Source organism: Carboxylicivirga fragile, from assembly GCF_050589805.1.
In the GTDB taxonomy this organism is placed as follows: domain Bacteria; phylum Bacteroidota; class Bacteroidia; order Bacteroidales; family Marinilabiliaceae; genus Carboxylicivirga; species Carboxylicivirga fragile.
Genome location: NZ_JBNGOY010000012.1, coordinates 1 through 19,551 on the forward strand (window position 1 = coordinate 1; position 19,551 = coordinate 19,551).

The 19,551-nt window shown below is 36.2% G+C and carries 16 protein-coding genes; 5 read left to right on the forward strand and 11 right to left on the reverse strand.

The features are described 5' to 3' along the window. The first annotated feature begins 164 nt into the window (after window positions 1–164). The 3 genes from ACRD7B_RS06750 to ACRD7B_RS06760 are packed head-to-tail and all read left to right on the forward strand — an operon-like array spanning window position 165 to window position 2,464. Window positions 165–707 (forward strand): RNA polymerase sigma factor, encoded by a 543-nt coding sequence (locus ACRD7B_RS06750; protein ID WP_430823728.1) that lies wholly within the window; start codon window positions 165–167, stop codon window positions 705–707. Further along, entirely contained in the window at window positions 691–1,404 is a 714-nt protein-coding gene (locus tag ACRD7B_RS06755; RefSeq protein ID WP_430823729.1) for a hypothetical protein, read from the forward strand. Before ACRD7B_RS06750 ends, ACRD7B_RS06755 begins: the two co-directional genes overlap by 17 nt. 22 nt (window positions 1,405–1,426) lie before the next feature. Beyond that, window positions 1,427–2,464: a hypothetical protein gene (locus ACRD7B_RS06760; protein ID WP_430823730.1), complete on the forward strand. Its 1,038-nt coding sequence runs from the start codon at window positions 1,427–1,429 to the stop codon at window positions 2,462–2,464. A 74-nt stretch (window positions 2,465–2,538) separates the two neighbouring features. Here the strand turns inward: ACRD7B_RS06760 and ACRD7B_RS06765 are convergent, their stop codons facing one another. Next, entirely contained in the window at window positions 2,539–4,887 is a 2,349-nt protein-coding gene (locus ACRD7B_RS06765) for a TonB-dependent receptor (RefSeq protein ID WP_430823731.1), read from the reverse strand. A 131-nt stretch (window positions 4,888–5,018) separates the two neighbouring features. Continuing rightward, entirely contained in the window at window positions 5,019–6,128 is a 1,110-nt protein-coding gene (locus tag ACRD7B_RS06770) for a helix-turn-helix domain-containing protein (protein ID WP_430823732.1), read from the reverse strand. Window positions 6,129–6,280: 152 nt separating this feature from the next. On the opposite strand from ACRD7B_RS06770, the gene ACRD7B_RS06775 reads away from it, so the two are divergent. Further along, the gene (locus ACRD7B_RS06775) at window positions 6,281–8,860 is read left to right on the forward strand and encodes a beta-mannosidase (protein ID WP_430823733.1); all 2,580 of its coding nucleotides are present in this window, start codon (window positions 6,281–6,283) and stop codon (window positions 8,858–8,860) included. 100 nt (window positions 8,861–8,960) lie between these two features. Here ACRD7B_RS06775 and ACRD7B_RS06780 read toward each other — a convergent pair whose 3' ends face one another. The 7 genes from ACRD7B_RS06780 to ACRD7B_RS06810 all read right to left on the reverse strand — a co-directional run bounded on the left by ACRD7B_RS06780 (window position 8,961) and on the right by ACRD7B_RS06810 (window position 15,087). Further along, complete coding sequence (locus ACRD7B_RS06780) at window positions 8,961–10,124, reverse strand: ATP-grasp domain-containing protein (RefSeq protein ID WP_430823734.1); 1,164 nt, start codon at window positions 10,122–10,124, stop codon at window positions 8,961–8,963. Then, window positions 10,121–10,744: a MarC family protein gene (locus ACRD7B_RS06785; RefSeq protein WP_430823735.1), complete on the reverse strand. Its 624-nt coding sequence runs from the start codon at window positions 10,742–10,744 to the stop codon at window positions 10,121–10,123. The genes ACRD7B_RS06780 and ACRD7B_RS06785 overlap by 4 nt, the downstream gene beginning before the upstream one ends. 346 nt (window positions 10,745–11,090) lie before the next feature. After that, window positions 11,091–12,110 (reverse strand): ferrochelatase, encoded by a 1,020-nt coding sequence (gene hemH / locus ACRD7B_RS06790; protein ID WP_430823736.1) that lies wholly within the window; start codon window positions 12,108–12,110, stop codon window positions 11,091–11,093. Between the two features lie 211 nt (window positions 12,111–12,321). Next, window positions 12,322–13,329: a radical SAM protein gene (locus tag ACRD7B_RS06795; protein WP_430823737.1), complete on the reverse strand. Its 1,008-nt coding sequence runs from the start codon at window positions 13,327–13,329 to the stop codon at window positions 12,322–12,324. After that, on the reverse strand, window positions 13,326–13,922 hold the full coding sequence (locus tag ACRD7B_RS06800) for an energy transducer TonB (RefSeq protein WP_430823738.1): 597 nt from the start codon (window positions 13,920–13,922) through the stop codon (window positions 13,326–13,328). Before ACRD7B_RS06800 ends, ACRD7B_RS06795 begins: the two co-directional genes overlap by 4 nt. Further along, on the reverse strand, window positions 13,909–14,241 hold the full coding sequence (locus ACRD7B_RS06805; RefSeq protein ID WP_430823739.1) for a carboxypeptidase-like regulatory domain-containing protein: 333 nt from the start codon (window positions 14,239–14,241) through the stop codon (window positions 13,909–13,911). The genes ACRD7B_RS06800 and ACRD7B_RS06805 overlap by 14 nt, the downstream gene beginning before the upstream one ends. Before the next feature lie 72 nt (window positions 14,242–14,313). After that, the gene (locus ACRD7B_RS06810) at window positions 14,314–15,087 is read right to left on the reverse strand and encodes a LytR/AlgR family response regulator transcription factor (protein WP_430823740.1); all 774 of its coding nucleotides are present in this window, start codon (window positions 15,085–15,087) and stop codon (window positions 14,314–14,316) included. 153 nt (window positions 15,088–15,240) lie between these two features. Here ACRD7B_RS06810 and ACRD7B_RS06815 point away from each other — a divergent pair, with 153 nt between their 5' ends. Continuing rightward, on the forward strand, window positions 15,241–15,609 hold the full coding sequence (locus ACRD7B_RS06815; RefSeq protein ID WP_430823741.1) for a MotA/TolQ/ExbB proton channel family protein: 369 nt from the start codon (window positions 15,241–15,243) through the stop codon (window positions 15,607–15,609). Between the two features lie 138 nt (window positions 15,610–15,747). On the opposite strand, the gene ACRD7B_RS06820 is transcribed toward ACRD7B_RS06815, so the two are convergent. Beyond that, window positions 15,748–16,467: a DNA alkylation repair protein gene (locus ACRD7B_RS06820; protein WP_430823742.1), complete on the reverse strand. Its 720-nt coding sequence runs from the start codon at window positions 16,465–16,467 to the stop codon at window positions 15,748–15,750. Between the two features lie 9 nt (window positions 16,468–16,476). Then, entirely contained in the window at window positions 16,477–19,536 is a 3,060-nt protein-coding gene (locus ACRD7B_RS06825) for an AsmA family protein (RefSeq protein ID WP_430823743.1), read from the reverse strand. Window positions 19,537–19,551: the final 15 nt, after the last annotated feature.

Genomic DNA, 19,551 nt, shown 5'->3' on the forward strand with positions numbered 1-19,551 from the left:
ACTTTAGGGGAGGTTTGGAGGGGTAGAAATAAAGGTTAAGTTTTAATCTATAAGTTATCTGGGTTTTAAATTCACTTTTGAGACAGCCTCTTTTTTTTTGCTCAAGGGCAACCATTTATTATGAACTAGCATTTATATTAGCGTACGACAATTTTACCTGATCTGTGAATAAGCTAATAAAAGATTTAAAAAAGAAACGCACCAAGGCACAGTACATTGTCTTCGACAAGTATTCGAGTTACTTGTTTAAAATCGCGTATCGTTATTTAAAAGATACTCATTTGGCTGAAGAGGCAGTATCACAAGCTTTCATGAATATTTTTAATAAAATTGATCGGAGCGATATTGAAGAGGAGGTAGCCTTTAAAGCCTGGGCGCGAAGAATAACCATTAACCAAGCCTTAATGGAAATAAGAAAACATCTACGGTTTCAGGATACAATTGTACTTAATGAACATACGAAAGAGGCGCCAATACAAACAGATCAGCAATTACACGAAGAAGACATTGTAAATCTGGTACTAAAATTACCCGATGGTTACCGAACGGTATTCAACCTATATGTAATAGAAGGCTACAAACACAGTGAAATTGCCGAAATGTTATCCATAAGCGTGGGGACTTCTAAATCACAACTGAGCAAGGCTCGAAAATTATTACAGAATCAAATACTAAAAAACGATAACTACTATGCAACCAATCAATGAAGATCATATAAAAGAAGCCATTGAGAAGTGGGAAGAATCACCTGCGCATATTGGTTTCAATAAAACAGCTATGCTTAATAAGCTACAACTTGAAGATGCTCAAAATGGAAAAATATGGCAGCGTATTGCAGCAGCTGTGATAATTGTTTTGTTATCATCTTTAGCTATGTATAGCTTCAATTCGAGTAAAACTGTAAAACATCAAAATCTTGCCTTACAACAAGAACAGCTTAAACAACAAAAGCAAATTGCTCACCTGCGAGATTCAATAGCGCGGCTTTCGAATAATCCAAAAGTAGAATACATTACCATTGAAAAAGAAAAACCTGTATTGGTGGCACAAAAGCAATCAATGGAAAACACTAATTACGAACAAATCGCTCAATTAGAAATGGAAAACGCAAAACTGCAATCTTCGCTCGATCAATTAACTCTGGCATCAATTGGCCTTAACGACAGCATTCGAATCTTACTTGCAAATATGGAAGAAATTCAAAACGATTATCAGATTGTTGTAAATAGCTTAGAAAAGAAAGAATCATTTAAAGTCAATTTAAATGAAGAGCTATTGGCTTCTTCAATTTCAAACACAACAATTAAAAATAACAAAGTTAGTAAGGAAGAAAAACTAAAATTTAAACTTGGTAAAAAGGCAGTATCGACATCTCCTATACGCCGATCAATTTCATTCAGATAATAAAAACCGTAAAGTAAATACAATGAAACGACTAATAATATACTCAATATGTCTGATTGCAATTCTTCAAAACTCTTATGCCAGCAAGGTACATCAGGATACCCTTATACTTAAAATGCCCAATGGCGTAATGATTGAACAATTGGTTCATTATCGTGCCCCAGGTGATGTGAAAGTATTCGATAAATTTCAAACTTACCTGAGTACCTTTCTTGAGCAATTTAAAAAACTGGAGACTGATGCAATCAACGATCAACAGCCCATGCGCATTGAATTTAACAACATTGTTAAACATTTTACCTCCAAAGAATACTCTATTAGTTTTGAGGACTATAAACCCAAAACAAAAATCACTTTAGTTGATACGAACAATTTACACCATATTAATCAGCGTATTCATTTGCTAGTTTTAAGCAATAATTCGAAATATAATCATTACAAAGCACGTGTGCATTTCTCTGACATGAGCCAGTTAAACAAATTGTTAGACTATGATTTTGAAAAAATCAACAATGAATTAGCTGCCAGCTTTAAGGAAGAAGAATATAAATTTTTAAAACGAAAACCTTTTTCGTCGTGGATAAAAGTGAATGACAAATCGGAAACGACATTAGAATACAATCAGATACCAGAGCATCCCACCGATGTGATTCAATTATCGGCCGGAACGGGTTTACAAAGTATTAAGAGTGTATGGCTGGGTAGTTTTCATGCGCGTATGACACTAATTTTACCGCGTAAGATGGTTGACAAACACTCATTCACTTTTGGCTATCAGTGGCTATACAATTTTACTTCTCCATCTGAGAAAAATATCAATGAATTTATTGATGTAGGTTATGCCTTTAATTTCTCTGATTCGCCAAGTAAAGATAAATGGGCAGGCATTGACATTGGTTTTCTGATAAAGAGAAGAGGCGACTTCTTTGATAACAATACCTTTCGTTTGGGTTTATATACCAACCTAAACAAATCGGTAACGGTTGGGCCACAAATGTATTTCAACGATTTCTTTAAGAATGTTTATCCGGGTGTTAATATAAACATAGCCATATTGTAAAAATACAAGGAGCGGCTCTTGATTTGCAGCTTGCAAAAAAGAGCCGCTCCATAGTTTAAAATCATAGCTATTCCTTAAAACTCCAAACGGTAACTAAAAAAAGGATAAATCATGGTCATGCCGTGTGGTACAGCTTCCCCCTTTTTAAAATCATAAGCCCAACCAAACATCTCTTCTTGCATCAAGATATTTTTACCCTGTAGAATTAGAATGTGAGCTACTTTATTTCTATTGATACGATAATTAAGAGCTAAATCAAGAAAATATTTATTATCCTCCTGCCAATCAAAAGCACGACTCTCGTCTAACACAACCATTTCGCTGGCTTGCGAGGCTTCCTGATCGGGTGGTGTAAAACGATTACCTCCCATAAAGGCCAACTTACCATTTACACTGAATAGATTGTTTTCACCAACTTTCCACTCTTTACCAGCTAATAGGTTTAATACTACATTTCGGTTGTAGGATGTATTTCGCTCAACACCATCGCCACCAATGTATTTAGAATCAAAAAACGAACCCGTTAACATATAGTAGTAACCATCTTTCATGTAACGCTCAAGTGTAATATCTATTCCTACATTCGTTCCGCTACCATCGTTGCTTAAGGCTTCATCAAAATACATGTCCCATTGATAATTAAGTAAGGACTCTGATGTACCCGGTAATACCGGAACATCATACAAACGTTGATAATAAGGTTCAATCTTTAGCGACATATTGCTATTCACACGCCAATTGTATGAAAACACGAAATGATCGGCCTTGCTCACTTTTAAATCAGGATTGAGTAAATTATTATTATCATCTTCAGCCAAATAAAAACGCAAGGGCTCCAAACGACTGTGCTTTCCATAGGCCAATCCAAATGAATGTTTAGGAATAAATCGCCAGGTTAATCCCAGACGAGGTTCAGGCATCAACTCCTCATTTAAACCAAAGTACGAAAAGTTGATTCCGGCATTAATATCGAAGGTTGGGCCTACGCGAAACTTACTCTGGGAATAAGCTTGTAATAGATATGAATCGCCCTTTTGATCAGCTATTCGTATCAATTCATCCTCTACTCCAGGATCAGGATTTCCGAGAATATCCAAATCGAAGTTAAGATTGGTGTAGGTAAAACCTGTGCGATTAGTATGGCGCTTGCCAAATTTATAATTCAAATATGAACTCATGATCAATCGCCAATTTTCTTCGTTATGGTCGGCCAAAGACACAACCGATCCATCACGTTGCAACTGATCACTCACATTGGTAAATCGATCAATACTCCCTACTACTGACGAAAATAAATAAGCTTTTTGCGATAAATTAATGCGATGATTTAACCCACCTGCTGCAATATCAGAACCAGTATCGTATTTATTATTATCCCACGATGTTTCCCATTTATCAGCCTCCTCGGGTTCGAAAGCCACATTGCTCAAACCACCAATGCCCCACACTGAGAAGGTTCCAGCCTTTTTAGCTGGTAAATTTACCTTAAAACTCAAATCCTGATATTTGGGTAGGCCAACATTCATATCAACAATTTGACCTACCAAACCCATGGTTGAATAACGGTAGTTAAAAAGGTATGAAGCCTTGCCTCCATCCTTAAATGGCCCTTCTGAACTTATATCAATGCCCTGACTTCCTATCTGAAAAGCCGATTCTCGTTTGTCGCGATTGCCATTACGGAATTTGATATCGAACACACCAGATGTGGCATTGCCATATTCAGCAGGGAAAGCACCCGTAAAGAAGTCCGAATTATCGAGCATATTAACACTAAAGACCGTTTCAATACCTCCACCATTATTTACACCATTCAAATGATTTGGAGCGGGTATTTCAACACCCTCAAGCCTCCAGAGAATTCCCTTTGGCGCGTTACCGCGTATCACAATGGCATTGTCGTTGACACCTTCGGCCATAGATACACCAGCAAATGATCCAGCCAAACGCGAAGGATCATTCCAGCCTCCGGCAAAACGCCCAGCTTCTTCAACAGAAAATGAACGTGCCGATAAGGTAGCCATGTTATTCGCAGCTTTATCCTTGCGTTGCTTTGGTTTAACCACAATCTCACCCAATTCCTTAAAAGCTTCTTTTAGTTTGATAGTAAGCACCACTTCTTTTCCCGAACCAAGGAGTACTTCCGATAAAATAGCAGGTTCGTAACCTAAAAAACTAACTTGTATGGTATATCGTCCTACGGGTACATTTTCCAATACAAAATAACCATGCATATCAGTGATAGTACCTAGTTGTGGTGTTGTTTCCAATATAAGCACATTAACTCCCGGAATACTAATTTCTGAATCAGCATCTACCACTCTTCCCTTCAAGGTTTGAACAGACCCTTGCGCATTTAAATTAACCATTCCTGATAACAGGATAGATAAACAGGTTAATACAAACAACTTCATTTTCTTCATATCTGCAATAGATTTAATGTTACGAAGACAAAAATACAAGGCCACAGTAGTATAAAGGTTCAAACTTATAAAAACGCACCCCTAGCTACCACACTGGGAATAGGCACATTAAACAACAAACATGTCAATTATTATAAACCCGAACATTTTTTCTTGTATTCTGAAGGCGTTTGTTCGGTCATCTTTTTAAAAGTGGTATTAAAAGAGGTTTTAGAACTAAAACCGGATTCGAAGGCAACACCCAAGATTGAAAGCTTCTCATTTTTTTTATCAGCGAGCATCCGCTTCGCTTTTTCTATCCGAAATCGATTTACGAACTGAAAAAAATTCTCACTATACCCCTTATTTATTACATAGGATAATTGATGAGATGTAATGTTTAATAGTTGGGCAAGCTTCATTAAGGTTAACTCACTATCCAGATAAGGACTCTTCCGTTCCATCAACGAATCGAGTTGTGCTTTAATTTCCACTACCTTATCATCCGATAAAACTTGTCGCTTAGGCTCTTCATTCTGCTCCTCTGCATTAATATCTACAACAACCTTTACTTCGGCTTTATTTTTAGGAAATATTTCAGTTTGCCTAAGGGAGTAATAAGTGATAAATAGCACCACTAACAATACCATCACATTCATAAAACCATTAAGTGGCAATGTGAAGAAGACCAAATTAAACACACTAACCGCCACAACTAAAACGACAATCGCAATAATGATATACTCTAACCAATTAAGATTAATCTCCTGAGTTGATGATGCAAATTGCTGTATGTTTTTTTGATGTCGCCTTATTTTCAAAAAAGACAATGTAATAAATGTAAATGCATTGATTAAAATAAGCCCAAGTTTCGCCCAATACATATCCAAGGAGAAATACCAATTGGCAAGAATAAACATTAAATAAATAGTGGGAAGCAAAAGAAGTTTTGAAATGTTTGAGCTCACCTTATAGGCTGGCACAGCAAAATAACAAATACTAATATAAAAAATTGGAGGAGCTAAAAACTGAATGAAGGCCACAAAAATGTATGAACTTATTTCAATTTCATTATGTGATATCAAACCATAAACCTCATCAAACCAATACGAAGCCCATAACAACAGCAGCAAACCAAACCATCGGTTGGCTTTAACATTTACCTTCATTGGATTTGCAATCAGTATAAACGAAAGCATCAACAAAAAAGAAAATACCAGTATTTCGGTTAAACTTAAAATCATATCACTTTTACCAAACATTCACTTTTGATAAAGATACAAATTACATACCTAAGCTACATTAGGTGAACATTAGTTATTGTGTAATAATCTTTCTATCTTTTTAACAATTATAGCTTTGTAAAATAGTATTCTGCTTGTATTTTTCACAGTTGAATAAAAACGCATATACAATGAAAACGGTTAGTCAATATTTTTTAGCCTTGATAATGCTTGGAGCTACTCTGGCATGTTCAAACCAGAGTGTTCCTTCATCAACGGTAATCGAACTTAACAGTGCCTGGGAATTTAGCGAAGCTGAGCAAAACAATTGGCTAGAGGCAAAAGTGCCAGGTTGCGTGCATACCGATTTATTAAGTCACGATATAATTAAAGATCCGTTTTACCGACTCAATGAGCACGACCTGCAGTGGATCGACAAAAAAGATTGGGAATACCGAACTACTTTCGATGTGGATAAAAATGTATTGGCAAAAGATGTCATTTTCCTGAACTTTAAAGGACTCGATACTTATGCCGATGTTTACTTAAACGATAAACTCATATTAGAGGCCGATAACATGTTTCGCGGTTGGGAAATAGATTGTAAAAAGCAACTCAAAGAAGGAACGAACTCGCTGCGTATCTATTTTCATTCACCCATTAAAGTGGGGCTCGATATTTACGACAACTATCCATATGTAGTTCAATCATCTTCAAATGATTTGGCGAAAATTGGAAAAGTACCTGGGGGGAAATGGGTAAGTCCGCATGTACGTAAAGCACCTTACCAGTTTGGTTGGGACTGGGGTCCACGTCTGGTTACATCGGGCATTTGGGAACCCATTGAACTCATTGCTTGGAACAACACTAAACTCAAAAACATACATACAAGGCAAATGAAAGTCAGTGAAAAACAAGCCCGTTTAGAGTCGATTTTTGAGCTTGAAGCAACACAAGCCGGACAAGCCAAACTTTCACTATTACTTGATGGTGAAGAAATAAAAAACCAGATTGTAGAATTAAAAAAAGGCCTTCACCAATACACAATGGCCTTCGATATTGATAATCCTAAACTATGGTGGACAAATGGCTTGGGCGAAGCTCATTTATATGAGCTAGAAGGACAAGTTCAAACGGATGCTGGAAAAGAAAGCTTCAGCCATACTCTTGGTGTCAGGAGCATTGAGTTGGTTCGTGAAAAAGATGAAACAGGCCGTTCGTTTTATTTTACACTTAATGGTCAGCCAGTATTTATGAAAGGAGCCAACTACATTCCTAACGATGTATTCTTAGATCGTGTGACTCCTGAAAAATATGAACACATCATAAAGAGTGCTGCCAATTGTAATTTTAACATGTTACGTGTTTGGGGTGGTGGCATTTACGAAAAAGAAATATTTTACGACTTATGCGATAAATATGGCATACTAGTTTGGCAAGACTTTATGTTTGCCTGCAATATGTACCCTGGTCATCCTGAGTTTTTAGAGAGTGTTAGTCAGGAAGCACAATACAATGTGAAACGCTTGCGCAACCACCCATGCATTGCGCTTTGGTGTGGTAACAACGAAATACTGGGTGCTTGGTTTGGCTGGGGCTGGAAAGAGAATAACGAACGAGAGCAACCCCACGGTGCTGAAGCCATGTGGAAGGCTTATAAGGACATATTTCTGGATGTACTACCCAAAGCAGTGGAAAAGCACGATCCTGATAAATACTATTGGGCATCGAGTCCTCAGGCGGGCGATACCATACGCACCAATAAAATTGATGGCGACGAGCATGACTGGCGCATTTGGTTTCAGGATGTACCGTTCATTACCTATCACGATGGTGCGGCAAGGTTTGTCAGCGAATATGGCTTTCAATCCTTCCCTGAATTAAAAACCGTTAAAAAATACGCCTTACCAGAGGATTACGACATCAACTCGGAAGTAATGAAATCGCACCAACGTTCCTTCATTGGTAACGATGCCATTAAACGATACATGGATAACTACTATCGCGAGCCAAAGGATTTCGAATCCTTTTTATACGTGGGTTTGGTATTGCAAGCTGAAGGTATTCGAACTGGTATTGAAGGGCACCGCATTAACATGCCAATTACCATGGGTAGCTTGTATTGGCAATTGAACGATGTATGGCCTGCAGCATCATGGTCGAGCATCGATTATTTTGGCAACTGGAAAGCACTGCAATATTTCACGCGTAAAGCTTTTGCGCCTATCATGGCAGTACCCGATACCAAAACAGATGATTTATTGATCTACGCTGTTTCGGATAAATTCAAAGATGAAGCCGCTGATTTACAATTGCGTATTCTAGATTTCAATGGTAAAGAGTTATGGCAATCAAGCACCGAAGTAAACATCAAAGCCAATACCTCAACGGTGGTATTTAAACATGAATTGAAATCCTTATTAGCTAATATTGATGTGAGTCAGGCAGTGTTATCCACAAAACTTATTCAAAATGGTGAAAGTGTTTACGAAACAACATCTTACTTTAAAGAAGCTAAAGATTTAAAACTACCAGCTGTTGATGTAAAGGTGGAGATAGTTCCGAATACAGATGGATATACGATTACTTTATCGTGCGAGAAGTTGGCTAAGAATGTGTACTTGAGTTTAGATGGTGACGAAGGTTGGTTCTCCGATAATTATTTTGATTTACTGCCTAATGAGAGCCGTACCATTGTATATGAATCAAAAACGGATATCGAGAATTTAAAGAACAATTTGTTGATAAGGACTATTCAGGATACTTATTAAGCGAGCAACTAATTGAACCCACTTTAGGGTTCTTTTTCCTATGTTTATGCAAAAGGATGTCCAAAAACTAAGCTCGCTCATCGAGCATCATTACGGAAACCTATATAAACTCCTTAAGATCCGACTGACAGATGCGCTCTAATTCATGAAAACATTTGGGTTTGACCTGTGCATAGATAAATCCAAAAACCGGATATGCCTTATAATCTACTTTACGCAATTCTAGTACTTTCGAAAACTGAGAAGTTAATTTGTCGTAGTTGAAGGCCTCAATCTGTTTACCATGCACTCCGGTAGAATTATCCAACACAATGACACTGTACAAGTCGTCGTTTTGTTGTGATAAAATAGCATCCCAATTGGGTTTTTGGGCATTTAGGTAATACTCATATGGATTGATACCAAAAGCCTGCTCTGTTAAATCGGCCGTGGTACACCAGCCACCAAAGCGCATTGGGTTAACTTCAATGGGTACAGCCTCACCTCGTTCATTAATTCTCACTTCCACATGTACCGGAAAGTTTTTAATCCCTTCCAAATCGCCAATTTGCTTTAGAAAATCTGTAAAACGCTCAAGGTATTCTATAATGATTTGCTTAGAAGTATAATAAACCCGATCGCTTACATCCTCACTCGATGCAAAATAATGTTTATAGCTATTCAACAGAACAGGCTCACCGTTGGCATCGTAATAGGCATCAAAGGCAAACTCATCTCCTTCTATGTACTCCTCGATAATCCATTTATTGGTATCCAACACCTCTGTGGGATAAAGATGTTTTACTTGCTCAATCTCAAGCCGAATAGCATTCTTGGTATTGTCCCATTCATCGGCGCTGTTTACCTTATACACGCCCATACTAAAAAAACCAGTTGACGGTTTTATGATGAATGGAAACTTAAATGCATCAACGTTTAAACTGTCTAATTGATCAAGCTCTATTTCTTTGAAAAAGAAATCTGGATAAATAGATGAAATCCCTTCTCGAAATCTGCACTTATCCTTGAAGAAAGCAATGTGATCGGACAAATTTGAGGTGCTTAATTTATCCGCAATCCATGCAATGGCATTCTCCGAATTACTGTATAGGCGAGGACTATTTGTTTTATGCAAAGCGTTTACAAAATCATCCTCAGCCAAAAGAAGAGATCCTAAAACCGATTGATAGTTTCTCGAGAACTCATTTTCGAGAACCGGAAACTGATTCCTTTTAATGGTACCAATTAAAAATTCAGAAACATACGGCTTATCTATAATAATCATCCTTGCAAATTAACTGACTTAATAAATTCCATTACAACATTACCAAAATTGGTCATAAATAATTTAATGGCGATGGCCAGCAGAATAATACCAAAGAACTTTTTTAGGATATACATGCCACCTTCACTAATTACTCGTTCAATGAGGTTCGAAGATCGCAATACAAAAAACACAACAACAATATTTAAAAACAGAGCAATAATTATATTGATGGTTTCAAATTCAGCACGTAAGGATAATAAAGTAGTAAACGAACCTGCTCCAGCAATTAAAGGAAATGCGATAGGAACAATAGAGGCTCCAGATGGAGAGTCATATTTGAATATCTCCACGCCTAATATCATTTCGAAGGCCATAATAAGCAGCACAAAGGAACCTGCAATGGCGAAGGAAGAAATATCGACACCAAAAAGCCCGAGTAAGGCTTCTCCTATAAAGAGGAACACAATCATTATGACAAAGGCCACCGAAGTAGCTTGAAATGATTTAATTGGGCCATTTTTCTTTTTCAGATCCAAGATTATAGGCAAAGAGCCTAATATGTCGATCACGGCAAATAAAACAATAAATGCCGATACAATTTCCATTACATTAAATTCCATAGCAAAAAATTTACGCAAAGTTAAACGTTTAAACCTTGTGTACAAACCAGCTCATAACACAATTGTTTAAATTTGATCCTGCAAAGAGGGAAGTTGCCATAGCGCAGTTTGAATACGAATTGGATGAAAGGTGAGCCGTCCTGTGGGGATTTGTTATAGAACTGGATAAAAGGTAAGCCTTGCTGGGAGAGATTGGAGCCGTGCTGGAAAAAGGTGGGTCGCCCTGCACGAGGGTGAAGCGTCCCTGGGCATAGGTAACCAGTCCTGTTAGGGGTTTCAGAAGGTTTAACAAATAAGTGACGCATCGGTAAAAAACTGGGTTTCGCTCAGCACTTTAAAGAAATAAGCTATTATTAAGTGCTTGTTAAGAGCCAACTTTCCACTCATCAATCCAAGAAACCATAACATCAACCCAATCATCATTGTCATTCATACAAGGAACATGTTTAAATTCTAATCCTCCCGATTTTAAAAATTCATCTTTTCCTTCCATCGCAATTTCTTCTAAAGTTTCTAAACAATCAGCTACAAAAGCAGGCGTTACAACCGCTAATTTTTTCTTTTCTTCTGAAGGCAACTTCTTCAATTCATAATCGGTATAGGGTTTTAACCAAGGATCTTTTAGTAGTCTGGATTGAAAAGAATTACTATATGTTCCTTCCTTTAAGCTTAAAGTCTTTACAATTTCTTTTGTGGTTTCAAAGCACTGATGTCGATAACAGGTATGATGTGCTACCGAGTTTCTTTCACAACAAGAACCATCTATTTTACAATGACTTTTTGTTACATCAGATTTTAATATATGCCGTTCAGGAATACCATGATAAGAAAATAATATATGATCGTAATTAAAGTCTTTTAGATGATTAGAAATATTATCGCTCATTGCTTTTATGTAGCCAGGTTTGTTATAAAAAGGAGGCAAAACATCTAGTTTGATATTCGTATAATTGTTTGCTAAAATTTCCTCTGCTTTTGTAACAACTGTTTCGTATGAAGACATGGCATAATGTGGATACAATGGCACTAAAAACATTTCTGTCACGCCCTTATCAGCCAATTCCTTAATCCCTTTTTCCATCGACATAGATCCATAACGCATGGCCAAAGCAACAGGAATATCTACTTTGCTGATCACCTTTTTTGTAAACATTTCAGAAAACACAACTAATGGAGAACCATCTTCACGCCATATTCTTTTGTAGGCAGCAGCAGACTTCTTGGGACGAACATTTAAAATAATTCCATTGATCAATAACCAACGTTTCCAATAAGGAATGTCGATTACACGTTCATCCATTAAAAATTCACCTAAATATTTTTTGACATCTTTTGTATCCGTAGAATCTGGTGATCCCAAATTAGTTAATAATATTCCCTTCATAAAAAGCGTTTAAAGAACGGTATTCGTTATTTGATTATAAAATTCGTATCCCAACGCTCTTATAACAGTCGAAGTATAATTAGGTTCTCCCCTCTTCTTTCATTTAAATAATAAGCATATAGTAGGTATTGTATATCTTTAACATTAATCAAGAAGAGACAGATTGAAACTACATTTTAGAGAACTGGATTTACAGCAATCTCATTAATGTTTAGTTTTTATATTCAAGTATTGGGTCGACATGATGAAGCCCCTTGCCTAACTGTTCAGAAGCTGCTCTGCATCCGCCCAAGCATTCTTCAAACTTTTCACAATTACTGCAATATTCAGGCTTTATTATCTCCCAACTCTTAACGTATGTTTCAGATAATAATTTTTCTATATCAGTTTTAAAAATATTACCAATACACTTTGGTGAGTGATTGCATATTCTAAGATCACCATTAAGGTCTATTGTTAAAGGCCGTTGTAGTATATTTGTTGGACAAGAACTAAATTCAATATTAGCAAAATCCAAAGGGTTTAAAAGGCAAAAAGGTGTACAAACATTAGACGAAATATCCAACCCAAGTTCCGTAGCACAAGTATTAATTTTAGTAAAGGTTTCATTTAATTCTTCTGAGCTAAGCAATAATTCATTACTATGTTTGATTCCATTTCCACCAATATTGAATCTATTAATCACAATTCGGTTTAATTTCAACTTGGATAAAGCTTCTAATGTTTCTTCAATATGATAAGAATTTAGTTTTGTAAGAATGATAACAGGAACTACATATCCTCCTCGATTCACCAATCTATGAATTGAATCCATAGATTTCTTCCAAGATCCATTTTTGCCTGTCATAGAATCGTGTATCACAGGATACATTGAGTGAAAAGGCAATTCGAATAACTGAATCCCCATTTTCACGATGCTTTCGATTACTTCATCGCTGATCGATTGACCATTGGTTATTACATTGACTTTCTTTTTCTTTAAACGTGTAAATAATAATATTTCTTCGAAACGTTCGCTAATAAATGGCTCCCCACCCGTAAATGTTATCGTCTCTACATCCACCTGTTTCAGCAATTGTTTTATTACCTTTTTTGCCTTTTTATATGAATTTAGAATTTCTCGATTCTCTTGAGGTCGCCAATGATTGTAACAATATTTACAGTTTAGATTACACTCACTTGTTATTTCAACACTAATATTTGGAATTTTTAATTTCACTTTACAGGTAAGTTAAAATCGATAGAAATTGACTTCTCAAATTTAGCAGGTTCGCCATTTTTGATGCCTGGTTGAAACTTTGGTAATGAATTAACTATTCTAATAGCTTCTTTATCGCATCCATAACCAAGTTTTTTTATTACAACTACTTCGATTACATCTCCCAATTCATCAATTACATATGAAAGAGTTACAGTTCCATAAATTTTCTTTCGTAATGCTTTTTTAGGATAAACCAACTCCTTTTCAACAAATTCATTTAGGGCTCTTTCTCCTCCATAAAATATTGGAATTCTATTTTTTCGAGGCACTCCCATATAACACGTTACAATAACTTCTTCGTGCTCTTCCAAATCTGGCTCTAAACATACATCCAACCGCAGCGTATCATGTTTCGAATAAACAACTTTTGATTGATCATTCTTATTTTGGGATAATAAAAGCGTAGAATTTAATGACAGTATTAGGGTGCCAATGGCGATCTTTGCTCTTATAAATGTTCTCTTATTATTGGTGATTTTAACAAGACCACAAATAAAACCGTAACAAACTTTAAGCAATAATAGGTATATATTGGCCTTACCTCTTGACATTCTTTTCTTTTTTGATGTAAAACTTTTTAGGATCGTTCTGATCTCTTATAAGAGTGACTTCTTTAACTCTAAATCCAATAAATGAATACTGTAAAACAATCGTGTCCATCTTATTATCTATCGAGATATTGTATCTGCCATCAAAATTAGAAACTGTTCCAATTGATGCCCCTTTCAATACAACCGAGGTGCCCGCAATTGGCAAACTATCTTTTTCAGTAATTTGTCCAGCTATAACCAATTCTTCTTGGGCATGCAGAAGTGATATAAATGAAGAAAAAAGTATAAATAGATATACTAACTTTATTTTTTTTGTCATAACGTCTATAGGAGTAAGCTTTCATACGAAAGTAAATAACATAAATATATTTTCCAAAACAATTCATTCCGATTAACTCCCCAAGCCCTTAAGCACTTCCTTAACCTGCTTTTGGAAGCTGCGCCCAATATTTAAACGGACCTCATCTACAACAAGTTCGTTGTAAGCAACGGTTTTTATGTGATTGGCATTAACGATAAAGGAGCGGTGTATGCGCAAAAATGGTTTAGGCAGTCGTTCGTTTAGTTTGCTAATCTTCTCTTTACTAACAATGGCCTCTTTTGCTGTATGAACCTTAATGTAATCGGCCATACTCTCGATATATACAATTTCTTCGAAGGGAATTTTAACGATTTTTCGATTTGATAATACTTCGAGAACAGACACCTTCATTTTATCCTGATCGGCCTTTAGTTGATGTATAAGTCTTTCTTTCTCCTTAATCTGGCGTGCCATTAGCAAGAATGCACCCAGAAAAACTAATAAATACATAACAACGGCCAGTAGAACGGTGTCAGAGGCATTGGGTGCCATATTCCGAAAACTAAAATTACCCAAATAGATAAACGAAAACAAAATGACAATTGACTGCAGATAGAGGGATACGATTAAGGTGTAAACCGAGTATAATACAAAACGTCGGTAGTGTTTCTTAAGGTAAAAACGAGGTACCAGTAGGTAATTAAAAAAATAAGAGGTCCCCAATGTGATAGGCAGTAACATGCATATAAAGAAAAAAGCAGCTGTGCCATTCCCCCACGAACGACCAAAAACTATTGTAATGATGAGCACGACAAAAATCCAATACGATATGTGGTAAAGCGGGTTCGATGATTTTTTAAGCATATTCAATTATTGTTTCTTCAAATTTCGCTAAAACTTTGAATATACCTAGCTTTAGTCGATAAACAACAGCTAAACAAACGGATTCGACCTTGGTTAATTTCAGCTACCATCGTTAATTTGATGCTAGTATTAATCACACAAAAATTTCGCATTATGAAAGATTTATTTATTACTGGTGGTTCTCTTTTTATGAGTATTCTTAGCTTATTGTTTATTACCATGGTGGTTTGGCTTATTTATCACTTTGCAAAAGCCAACAACTCCAACGTGGCAGAAAGTTTACAACAACTAAAATACGGTAAATCCATTGGGCTGTTTGCATTAATCATGGGCATACTAGGACAACTTATAGGGTTCTACGAAGCATTCTCGATACTTGAACAAGTGGAAAGCATTTCGCCAGCCATGATATATGGTGGACTAAAGGTATCTATGATCACCACTTTGTACGGTATTCTCATTTACCTTTGCTCATTAATTCTCTGGTTTATTTTTAGCTTGATGCTTGAAAAGAAGAAATAATCACAAGTCGAGTTAAACCCTTTTTAATATTAAAACGGATGCGATCTTTTGGAAGTTTTTAAAAACAAAGATCGTGTCCGTCATTTCTTTTGAACAAAGTATAATGAACGCGTGGAGAACACTCTTTATTAGTTAACATTACTTTCCCTTTGGCTTACGAAATTGAACACGATATTCCTTGCTCATTTTCTCAGTGGCGTATTGAAAAATCAAACGGGGTGCTGTGGCTTTCCACTTATGCAGAAAAACCTCAACTACTTCCGGCTGCTTTTTCCAACATTCGCGAATAAACCAGCCCAAACCTTGATGAACAACGCGCTCCTTATCCAGCATCATCGAGTCAAGGTATTCAAGCAAGGTGGGTATATCCAATCCCTTCTTCATGGGTTTTATTAAACTTACAGGAACAGCTCTACGCTGAAACTTGTTCTCAGCTACTTTCCATGAATCAAAATCACTTACTCTTACTAAATTGTTAATGAGAAAATCTGATATTAACTCACTGCTTATTACATCGGTATGTCCCCAATTAATTATGCCAATGCTAAACCATTTTTCGATTGATAAAAAAGTATCTCTCGTAAATTCTTTCTCAAAACCTTTGCATAATAAATAGGCAAAACTAGTCTCCTCGTATTTACCTGTTTCAATTAATAAAGGACTTAACTCTAAAACTTGCCCCAAATTCACTTCTTCCCTGGCAAGTATTTCATCTGCTTTCGCGGTCATTAACTCACTTGTTAAACCATAGGCATCAAAACCCTCCTTGAAATAGCGGCCGTATTTTTCTACTACTTTATCATCTGCATTAGCTTGACAATAGGCTCTTAATTCATCAAATAAATCTTGTGTGCTCATAATATAAATTTAATGTTTAGCATTTTCGGGATGTTGAACTTTTCCGGTATAAAATGGCTCGCATTCCTTAAACAGAGCATCTTCCAGCAAATTGCGAATTGGCGCCAATAATGTATGAATAATTTTAATCTGTCCTACTTCAGGCTTAGCACCTGTTCCTTCAACTGCCTGCGAAATAATGCTGCATCCTTTCTGGTTTAGCAAGGCAATCTCTGCACTCAGTTCGTCGTTATTTAAATTATAATAGCCTTTGGCCGCTATCCTATTCTCCTCGCTCGAAAACGCCACATCCTCCATAATTAACACACCATCTTTCACCTGCCACAAGGAATTAAAGCCCGGTATGCGCGATGATTCGCCATTATCACTTAACAACATTCGCGTATAATCACTCCCTTTAGTCACAGCCAAACCAACAGGTCCAGCCATAACAACAGCACCTAGATCAACCAAGTTAAAACTCTGACTTCGTTTGAAACGCTCAATCAATGGATCTACCTCCACTCCATTTAATCGCAGCTCTTCACCACCTATGAATACTTTTCCGTTTAAAGTTTCAAGCATCGCCTCTTGCGAGTTACCCTTACAATGTAAATCAACTTCAAGATCGACTGCTCCGCTTAAAATAGTATCTGCTTTTACCGATTCAAATATTTTTTTTAGTCGCATTTTTTCAATCTCTGTCTTAAAATAAAGATCAGGCTGATCATTACTCATATCATAAGCGAAAGTGATGTCGCACACTTCTCCCAGGTTTGATAAGGATACATTCTGGCCTCCCAACCTTCCATTTTTTAAACTAAAATCACCAACCAGTTCAGGTATGCTATAATCATTTGTAAGTATTTCTTTCAATGATAAATTAAAAGAAGTGTTTACGCGATAAAACATATCTTGAGATGAAGAAGCTATAGCAAATTCTGGACTTGAAGCTGTAAAACTACTCGTGTACATGGTATCGTTTTCAGTGGTCATATAAACATCGTCGCCCCAAATATTAATATCCGTAGCTAATTGCCCCGATGAATAAGCGCCTCTTGCTTCGACCTTCAGGCTTCCCGAAAAAACACCAACAATACTATCTTCAATCGACTTATTTGATACCATCAGGTCTTTGGGAATAAAACGATCCAAATCCATATTGAGCAAATAGATATAGCGCTCATTTTTGGGTCGCTTCAATTTAAAATCAGCAGAAACAAAACTGTTACCAACATTAATATCGAAATGGTCAAAAGTCAAATCCAACTCATTATCAATTTCGTCCAACAAAAAATAACCATTCGACAAATGCGCATATGGCAGAAAACCGATGGTGCGAGCCTTCAAAGAATAAATATCAAAACCCATCTTTGGCACCCCCTGCGAATTTAGCAGATCATCAACAAGCACTGTCGTTTTAACATGTAGCTGAATACTATCGAATGGATATGGAAAAGATTGTCCAATTGAAGGATCAAATATTAATGCACCACTCAAATCAAAACGCTTACCATCTATTTTAAAATCGCCAACCAGAGGTGTTCCTTCATCCTTAATAAAGTTTTGCGCACCATTAATAAGCCCATTAACGGTTAAGTCGTTATAATCATTTGTAATATGTAGGTCATCCAAAACAAGTGAATCAATTAAACCTGATACCTTTCCATTCAGTGATTTTATAATCACGGCATCCGGAATTTCAAAAGCTACATCCTCAAATGTTAATTCAAAGGGAGTTCTGCTTTCATCTTGCCTCGTTTTTTTTAGAGCAGAATGCCCCTCGTAATGATCGTGTAATTTTATTCGACCACTCAAACGCTCAAAAATACCCAATGGCAACACATCGTTTAAACCTAAAAGATCTGTATCAATGCTTAAATTATACTTTAGGTAGGGATCCTTGAAATTACGTATTTGATAACTCCCATTAATAAATCCATTGGGCAGATCGCCATGTATCGTATCGATACTTAAAACTGCTTGCGAAAAATCAGATGCTCTTCCCGAATTAAACGATCCTTTTAAGGTCAGATTATCGATGGCACTATTACTTTGGGGTATTCCAATATTCAAATCATCAATAAGGTAACGACAAGTAATGTTTGGGAGTTGATCAACATACGATCCCTTAGCATGCGCATTGAAATAGATATTTCCTGAATTAACATTTGAAACACCAACATCGGATAAAAACAATGAAGTTAAGCCCATGTTCTGATCCTTCAGTTTCACATTTACATCAACATATTTTTCAGCTTTTAAATCAATTAAACCTCCCAAACTAAACTCAGCTTGTTCCATTTTTATATTCCCGTAATCAATATTTAAAAGAGAGTCTTTATTGGCATAACTAAGGTTTGTTCGTAATTCAATCTTTTTGTCCTTAAAAGGTAAACCAGCCATGCCTGCTTCAAGAATGGTTAATGAGGTAAATAATTCGCCGGCTAATTTACTTTTGCTCGATTCAAACGAAGCCTTTAACTGGTCGATATGCAATTTGCTTGATTTGCCCTTAATTTGATTTGAGTACACAAATTCGATATTCTGAAACTCAATCTGTTTAATATCTATAGAAATAGCCGTTTTTACTTTTTGAATTGTATCTATGGGGTTTAGTACATCATCAACTTCAATCGAATCTTCTCTCTGAGAGAATAATTCTACTATTTTTATTTCGCCATTTTCTCCAAGCTCAAAATTTACCTTCCCTTCCTCCAAAGTCAAACTTCTACATGCAATATTTCGATTAAATAACTCTTGAATATCGATACCAAGGTACAAGTGTTTAAGCTGAAGAATAGTTTTAAGTGAATCAGGCACCAAGGTATCCAACTCAGCAACTAATAAATCATTAATACTTAAGCATAAATCTGGAAAATGAACCAATGGACTAATCTCAATATTACCGTAGCTGACATTTACATTATAACGCTCATTTACTGTTTTAACAGCATAATTCGCTATTAAATCCTTATTGTAAGTAAGATATATTGTGGCGCTCGTTATTAATAATATAATTAGAGCAAGAAAAAGTCCGAGGATCCTCCTAATTATTTTACGTTTTCTTCTTTTTTGATCTAGAACCATATCAAGATATGTACT